Genomic DNA, 7,752 nt, shown 5'->3' on the forward strand with positions numbered 1-7,752 from the left:
CGCTGTCTAAAGCCCTGCCGCTGGCCGTACCAACTTGTTGATACCATAACTGGGCAGGCGGTAACTGCGAATGATCCTGGTCCGTATAAATTGGCGCTTAAAGATATGTGCATGTATACGGCCTTACCTCAATTGATTCAAGCTGGCGTTTACTCCTTTAAAATTGAGGGCCGTATGCGTACTGCCGATTTTATCAGCCGGATTGTGAGAATTTATCGCAAAGCCATTGACCGCTATATTGCTGATCCTAGTGGCTATACTTTGGATGAGGCAGATTGGCAAGAACTGTATGATTATCGCTCCCGTGATTTTTCAACCTGTTATGCGCTAGGCAACCCGGGGGCAAGCTCGATCGGCTATAGCGGTGAACGAGAACCCCGCTTTTTCAGTCAGGCAGTCAAAGAAACCGGAATGAACGCACCTGGTGCATTACCTATCACTGAAAATCCAGAGACAGAAAATCTCTCACTACACCAGCGTCCGAAACTGGCTGTGCGGGTAGCTGACCTCGCTGCTCTCACCAGCGCTTTGGCAAATGGTGCGGATATTGCTTATATTGGCGGTGAAGCATTCAAGCCTAATAAGCCATGGAGTTTGCAGGACATAGCTACTGCTGTCAAACTGGCTGATAACTATCAGGCACAGCTTATTGTTACTACCCCGCGAATCACCATGGAACGAGAGTGCGGTGAGCTTGAGCAGTTATTTACCAGCCTGGAAACGATTCGGCCGCATGGACTTATGGTTTCCAATATTGGCATGCTGCGCCTGGCAAGACAAATCTCTTCTTTACCTGTACAAACTGACTTTTCGCTTAATCTCTTCAACCACATTACTGCTGATTGGCTCAAAGACAATGGTGCCACCAAAGCCACCATCTCCGTAGAAGCTACCCTAGGACAAATTACCGAACTGGTTAAACACAGTCAATTGCTACTGGAAATCATTATTCATGGTCCCATTGAAGCCATGGTTCTTGACCACTGTTTGCCGTCAGCCATTCTCGCCGGAACTGCCCCTCATCCTTGTCACCATCTATGCTCCGGGCAACAGTTTTCACTGTTAGACAGTGCTGGTGAACGACATGACATCAAAATTGATCAATACTGCCGCAACCATATTCTTTTTGCCAAAGATTTGTGTCTGCTTCCTTACTTACATGCTCTTATGAAAGCAGGCCTCCGATACTACCGGATTGAAGGACAACATTACACCCCCGAACTTGTCGGTCTACTAACCGCTACCTATCGCGCAGAACTCGATAAATTAGCTTCTGGGAATAACTATTTTGTTGATAAAACATGTATTGATACCCTGGCGGCCAAAAGCCCGCGTCAGTTAAGTATCGGGGTTTTCCGCTACAAAGTATCAAGATAGAAAGGCGATGGAATGATGTCTACAATAAACAAAGACCTATACATAGGACCTGCCGAAATCCTCCGTAAAAAGAAAGAATATATGATCCCTTGCGTATACCACTTTTATTCCGAACCAATGCAGTTAGTCAAGGGATATATGCAATACCTGTATGATCATACCGGCAAACAATATCTAGACTGTTTTGCCGGAGTATCGGTGGTTAACTGCGGCCATTGTCACCCGGAAATCACCAAAGCCGTCTGTGATCAGGTAACTACGTTACAGCATACCTGTACCATTTATCTTACAGAAAATATTGTTAATTTGGCTGAACGCTTATCGCAAATTACTCCCGGACGGCTTCAAAAATCCTTTTTCTGTGCCAGTGGTACGGAAGCCAATGAAGGTGCTGCCCTATTAGCGTCAATTTATACAGGCAAACACGAATTCATCAGCCTGCGCCAAGGGTTGCACGGCCGTACCAAACTGACCATGAGCCTAACCGGTTTGTCTATGTGGCGTACCGATACCAGCCCGGTAGGCGGCATCAGTTTTGCACCCAATGCCTACTGCTACCGCTGCCCATACGGCAAACGCTATCCTGAATGTGACCTGGCTTGTGCCAATGAAATTGAAACCATTATAAAAACAACCACCTCAGGCCAAGTTGCCGCCTTTTTCGCAGAAACCATTCAGGGCAATGGCGGCATCATTACCCCGCCGCCTACTTATTTCAAGCGGGTTAAAGAAATTCTTGACAAATACAATATTCTCTTAATCATCGATGAAGTTCAGACCGGCTTTGGCCGTACCGGCAAAATGTTTGCCATTGAACATTATGGCGTGGAACCTGACATTATGACCATGGCCAAAGCGTTAGCGAACGGTACACCTGTTGGCGCCTTTATTTCCCGTCCCGAAATTGCCGATACCTATACCCGCCCAGGTGCATCAACGCTTGGCGGCAACCCGGTAACTTCGGCTGCTGCCTTAGCTACGATTGAAGTGCTTACTAAGTATAACCTGGCTGCACGCGCCGCTGAACTTGGCGAATATCTAAAACAAGGTCTAACAGAACTACAGAAAAAATATCCCATCATGGGCGATATTCGCGGCCTCGGCCTCATGCTGGGCGTTGAAATGGTCAATCCGGACAAGTCACCAGCAGCTGAACAGCTTGACCATTTATTAGAACAAATGAAAAACCGTGGTTTCCTCATTGGCAAAAATGGCATTAACCGTAATGTAATGGCCTTCCAGCCACCGCTGGTCATCACCCGTGAGGACATAGATAGCTTGTTGAATCATTTGTCTGATGTATTGGCCACCATGGGTTAACCGGATAATCTCCAAGCAGCCTATCCACGTAGGCCGACTGGGTTTGCTGACATACTCTAAAAAATTCTATCACCGTCTTTATTAGCCATGCATAGCCCGCATCTTACGGATATTTTTCCGAGTGCGGGCATCTTTCATTGCGCCTACTAACGGCATTATTGTCAAATAACGCTTACGCTGACCAGTTAATCTTACAATATGTGCCGCAAATATAGTAACAGCAAAAAAACCCCAAAAACCGGCAAACATTTGTCCGGCAGATGACTCCATAAATATTGGTATTTGCGAGACAAATAGCATTAACATGGTGCTAAGAATAATCAGGCTTACGAAGGATCCAAACTTGCCTGTTTTAGCTTTAAAACCTTTCACTGTTACCCCTCCCCAACCAAAATAAGCACAAAACATGAGTGCACAAGCAGGATATAGATATATATGATCATAGAATATTGAGTATGTGCAATAAAAACAGCCGGCAGTGAGATTCTGTCTGCCGGCTGTTTCTATATACAATCTACGCTATTCGTTTTTCACCCGCACATAGGTGGGTACTGAATAAGCAAATATCCTTTTATCCACTTCAATATTGGCATATGCATAAAGAGCTACTCTGTCCGAAACCCGCTGTACAGTACCTCCCAGAACATAGCATACCCCATTTAAAAAATCGCTCATACGCTGTTGGGTAACAGCATCAACCTGCTGATAGTTAACAACAACAGCAATATTGGCTTTGAGATAGTTGGCATATATCTGTACATCGTCAAAACTGGTTGGCAAAGCCACAAAGATTTTCAGATGTCCTATTTGTTGACTATGTACTTTAAGCTTGGGGCGACGTTCAGCTTCTTGTACCGCCATTTCTTTGGTTGCAGCAGGCATTTCGGCTTTTTCTGTCATTGCCGGTTCTTCTTCTAGCGGTATTAAAAAGTTAGTCAATTTATCAATTAATCCAAGCGCCACTGTAAAACGCCTCCTAGCTACTTTACTCCATATTTTGGGAAGTATTCGACATGCATTATGCTAATTCCTGCCAGACTACGACGAAAATTTGTGCTACGGGTAAAACAAAATATAATATCTTCCGATTGGATCGAATAGTAGCTTTATAGCCAAAGGTGAGGTCTCGGCAATAGCTTCAAAAACCTGTCAATGTTTTCTTTTATCTACTAAATCAATTCCCGCAGCTAGGTGGCATCAGCTCTGACATTCTTCGCATGTAACGCCATGAGTAAGTACTTGCTCATTTCGGCTATGATCCCGATACACGGTTACCCCTTTGCAACCTTGTTCATAGGCTGCAAAAAATATCCTCGACACGTCTTCGCAAGTAGCATCATGAGGCAGATTTACTGTTTTTGAAACACCATTGTCGGTATATGCCTGAGCTGCTGCCAACTGAGCTACATGCCAGGCTGGTTCAATTTCATGGGCGGTAGCCAGTACACGTTTCACATTGTCTGGCAATGCTAAAGCCGCAACACTTCCTGAAGTCATAATGTGCTCATACACAGTCGGTGTTAGTAATCCCAATTTCTCCAGATAACTAACAGCCACCTGATTTACACTGGTAATTTGCCTGCCATCTAAGACCCTGCGGGTCATAGACAGGCCAAAAAGCGGTTCGATGCCACTTAGCAACCGGCAATCAAACTGATTGTTCCTGTCGGTGCAATGGTAGTTACAGTAGCATTGCGCATATAAGCATATCCTTGCTGAGGATATATGCTACCGGCAAAAGCCGGAAAACTGCCCCGCTCGCGTCCCAATTCAGCCGACATGGCCCGCGCTTCGGTTGTAACTACCTTCATAATATGTTTAGTCAATTCAACTGCCTGTTGGCTGGCATAAGGTAAATCAAGCAAAATAAATAGTTCAGCCAATCCCATAATGCCTAACCCAATTTTACGAGTTCTTCTAGTCGCTTGCGCCACTTCTGGTAATGGATAGTAATTAATATCAATAACATTATCCAAAAATCGGACGGCCTGCCTGACAGTCCAGGCCAGTTTATCTTTGTCAAGACTTACTATTTTCCCCTTTGTCTCAAGCATCTTAGTAAGGTTGATTGAGCCCAACACGCACGATTCATAAGAAAGTAGTGGCTGCTCTGAACAGGGATTGGGTGACTCAAACTGCCCTAAAGCCGGTGTAGGGTTGGCTCGGTTAACAGTATCTAAGAAAAACAATCCAGGCTCACCGTTTTCCCAAGCCATTTGTACTAGTAAATCAAATATTTCCCGTGCAGGCACTGTCCGCACGATTGACTGGTTGCGGGGATTAACTAGCGCAAAATCAGCCTGATTTCGAACAGCCTCCATAAAAGCGTCGGTTATGCCTACTGATAAATTAAAATTATTGAGTACATCACGCCGCTGTTTAGCCGTAATAAAGCGAAATATATCAGGATGGTCTACCCGCAATACCGCCATATTAGCGCCATAACGGGTAGCACCTTGCTTTACCACCTGTGTAGCCATATCATAAATATGCATAAAAGATACCGGACCACTGGCAACCCCGCCAGTTGTGGCCACTTTATCACCTTCCGGCCGAAGGCGTGAAAAAGAAAAGCCTGTGCCGCCGCCGCTCTGATGGATGAGGGCTGTGTGTTTAAGGGTATCAAAAATACCCGCCAATGAGTCTTCTATCGGCAATACAAAGCAAGCAGCTAACTGCGCTTTAGGCTTACCGGCATTAATGAGTGTAGGCGAATTGGGAAGAAAGGTTAATGAAGCCATAAGCTCATAATAGGTTTGTGCTAAACTTAACGTATCCTGCCCATACTTAGCTTCTGCACTAGCAACATATTGGGCCACTCGGTGAAATAAAAGATCAGGGGTTTCGCCTTGGCGCAAATACCTGACCCTAAGTACAGTTTCAGCTTCAGGCGATAACAATGTCATGGTTAACCTCCCCCAAGTATCATTATTTGCACAGTGAAGCATCCAGCTCTTAAAAATCTGCCTGCATTATGTGTAGACTTCTACCCAACATGACTGCATCTGGTTAAAATTACGCACCTTATTTACAACGGGTAGTTTGTATGCAAACAACCTCACCGCTGAATTTCTTTTTTCCGCTCGCGTCCGCGTGCATGTCTATCCAGTATAGCTTTACGCAATCGAATGTTTTTGGGAGTAACTTCTACAAGTTCATCATCATTTATATATTCAAGCGCCTGTTCTAAAGTAAATATGCGTGCTGGAGCCAAACGGATAGCATCGTCAGAACCGCTGGCCCGCATGTTAGTAACATGTTTTTTCTTGCAAGGATTTACATCCATATCCATTTCCCTGGAATTTTCCCCAATGATCATGCCTTGGTATACGGCTTGCCCCGGAACCACAAACATAATGCCCCGATCTTGAATGCTGTTGATACCATAGCTAGTGGTTTCGCCATCTTCAAAAGCAACCAACGCCCCCCTGGTACGGCCAGGAATATCGCCTTTATAGGGTGCATAACCATGGAAAACGTGATGCATAATGCCATTGCCTTTGGTATTGGTCAAAAACTCTGACCTAAAACCAATCAGACCACGCGCTGGCACAATAAATTCCATCCGCAAGTAACCGGCCAGTTCGACCATATTAACAAGTTCGGCCCGGCGGGTTCCCAGCGATTCCATAACAGTTCCCATGAATTCCTGCGGTACATCGATAGTCAGAAACTCCATGGGTTCACATAGTTGACCATTAATTTGCTTATAAATGACCTTAGGCTTGCCAATTTGCAATTCATAGCCTTCGCGGCGCATATTTTCGATCAGGATGGAAAGATGCAGTTCACCCCTGCCAGCCACTTCAAAAGCATCTGGACTGTCAGTTTCGGCAACTCGTAAACTCACATTGGTTTGCGCCTCACGAAACAAGCGATCCCTAATATGGCGAGAAGTAACATACTGGCCTTCTCTTCCGGCGAATGGACTGGTATTAACCGTAAACCGCATGGTTAAAGTGGGTTCGTCAATTTTGATAGTGGGTAAGGCTTCTGGGTGTTCAATATCGGCTACGGTGTCACCAATATTGACTGATTCTAAACCAATCATGGCAATAATATCACCCAAAGCCGCCTCTTTAACTTCAATCCGTTTCAATCCTACATAGATATATAATTTGCCGATTTTGGGTTTTTCCTGGGTTTCGCCGTTTATGATAGTAACATTTTGTCCAGAATTAATCCGCCCACGCACAACCCGGCCAATGGCAATCCGGCCTACATAATCATCATAATCTAACGTAGTAACCATGACTTGCAGTGGCCCATCGATGTCGCCATGCGGTGCAGGTATATGATTCTTAATGCATTCGAACAATGGCACTAAATTGTCACTGGAGTCAGTCATTGCCATTTTGGCAATACCTTCTTTGGCGGTCGCATAGACAACCGGGAAATCGAGTTGATTATCATCAGCCTCAAGCTCAATAAATAGTTCTAATACTTCATCAATAACCTCTTCCACCCGTTGATCCGGGCGGTCGATTTTATTAATAACCACAATCGGTTTAAGTTTTTGCTCCAAAGCTTTTCTCAGTACATATTTGGTCTGAGGCATAGGCCCTTCAAAAGCATCCACCAACAGCAATACGCCGTCAACCATATTAAGAACCCGCTCTACCTCGCCACCAAAATCTGCATGCCCCGGAGTGTCAACAATATTGATTTTAATATTGTCATACATAATCGCGGTATTTTTCGATAAGATGGTAATGCCTCGTTCACGTTCTATATCGTTTGAATCCATAACCCGTTCGGCAACCTGTTCGTTGGCGCGGAAAACACCACTCTGTTTAAGCATAGCATCAACTAAAGTTGTTTTACCATGATCAACATGAGCGATAATTGCAATATTGCGTAAATCGTTTCGTTCCATATAGAATATTTGTCCTCCCGAATAAACAAAAGGATGCATATTTGCACCCCTTTGTAGTCTAATGCACAATTCACTATATTATACCAACCAGCGAATGTCAAATAAAAATTATTATAATCATGACCATAAATCGCTGAACGTCTTTTTAACAAATGCCCGAATCTTTTCAAGCCGCCGTA

The 7,752-nt window shown here is 44.6% G+C and carries 7 protein-coding genes; 2 read left to right on the plus strand and 5 right to left on the minus strand.

Going from position 1 to position 7,752, the window contains the following annotated elements; translation table 11 throughout:
- Both AC29Z1_RS05715 and AC29Z1_RS05720 read left to right on the plus strand, forming a co-directional pair.
- On the plus strand, window positions 1-1,377 hold a 1,377-nt coding region (locus tag AC29Z1_RS05715; RefSeq protein WP_488270494.1), incomplete at its 5' end, for a peptidase U32 family protein.
- Between the two features lie 15 nt (window positions 1,378-1,392).
- Complete coding sequence (locus AC29Z1_RS05720) at window positions 1,393-2,697, plus strand: aspartate aminotransferase family protein (RefSeq protein ID WP_488270505.1); 1,305 nt, start codon at window positions 1,393-1,395, stop codon at window positions 2,695-2,697.
- Window positions 2,698-2,778: 81 nt separating this feature from the next.
- On the opposite strand, the gene AC29Z1_RS05725 is transcribed toward AC29Z1_RS05720, so the two are convergent.
- The 5 genes from AC29Z1_RS05725 to typA form a co-directional block, all read right to left on the minus strand.
- Window positions 2,779-3,069, minus strand: a complete 291-nt coding sequence (locus tag AC29Z1_RS05725; protein WP_488270495.1) for a hypothetical protein — start codon at window positions 3,067-3,069, stop codon at window positions 2,779-2,781.
- Between the two features lie 147 nt (window positions 3,070-3,216).
- Window positions 3,217-3,660, minus strand: coding sequence for a cell division protein SepF (locus AC29Z1_RS05730; RefSeq protein ID WP_488270496.1), 444 nt, complete (start codon window positions 3,658-3,660; stop codon window positions 3,217-3,219).
- A 234-nt stretch (window positions 3,661-3,894) separates the two neighbouring features.
- The gene (locus AC29Z1_RS05735; RefSeq protein WP_488270497.1) at window positions 3,895-4,302 is read right to left on the minus strand and encodes a hypothetical protein; all 408 of its coding nucleotides are present in this window, start codon (window positions 4,300-4,302) and stop codon (window positions 3,895-3,897) included.
- Between the two features lie 29 nt (window positions 4,303-4,331).
- A complete protein-coding gene (locus tag AC29Z1_RS05740) occupies window positions 4,332-5,603 on the minus strand; it encodes an adenosylcobalamin-dependent ribonucleoside-diphosphate reductase (RefSeq protein WP_488270498.1) in 1,272 nt (423 codons plus the stop codon).
- Between the two features lie 152 nt (window positions 5,604-5,755).
- The gene (typA, locus tag AC29Z1_RS05745) at window positions 5,756-7,573 is read right to left on the minus strand and encodes a translational GTPase TypA (protein WP_488270499.1); all 1,818 of its coding nucleotides are present in this window, start codon (window positions 7,571-7,573) and stop codon (window positions 5,756-5,758) included.
- Window positions 7,574-7,752 lie beyond the last annotated feature (179 nt).

The sequence above is a fragment of the Sporomusa sp. genome, from assembly GCF_057736855.1.

What these genes read in the sequence shown, in the direction of transcription:
- AC29Z1_RS05720 (WP_488270505.1), top strand. Translation starts at nt 1,393, where the DNA reads ATGTCTACAATAAACAAAGACCTATACATAGGACCTGCCGAAATCCTC.
- AC29Z1_RS05735 (WP_488270497.1), bottom strand. Translation starts at nt 4,302, where the DNA reads ATGACCCGCAGGGTCTTAGATGGCAGGCAAATTACCAGTGTAAATCAG.
- AC29Z1_RS05740 (WP_488270498.1), bottom strand. Translation starts at nt 5,603, where the DNA reads ATGACATTGTTATCGCCTGAAGCTGAAACTGTACTTAGGGTCAGGTAT.
- typA (WP_488270499.1), bottom strand. Translation starts at nt 7,573, where the DNA reads ATGGAACGAAACGATTTACGCAATATTGCAATTATCGCTCATGTTGAT.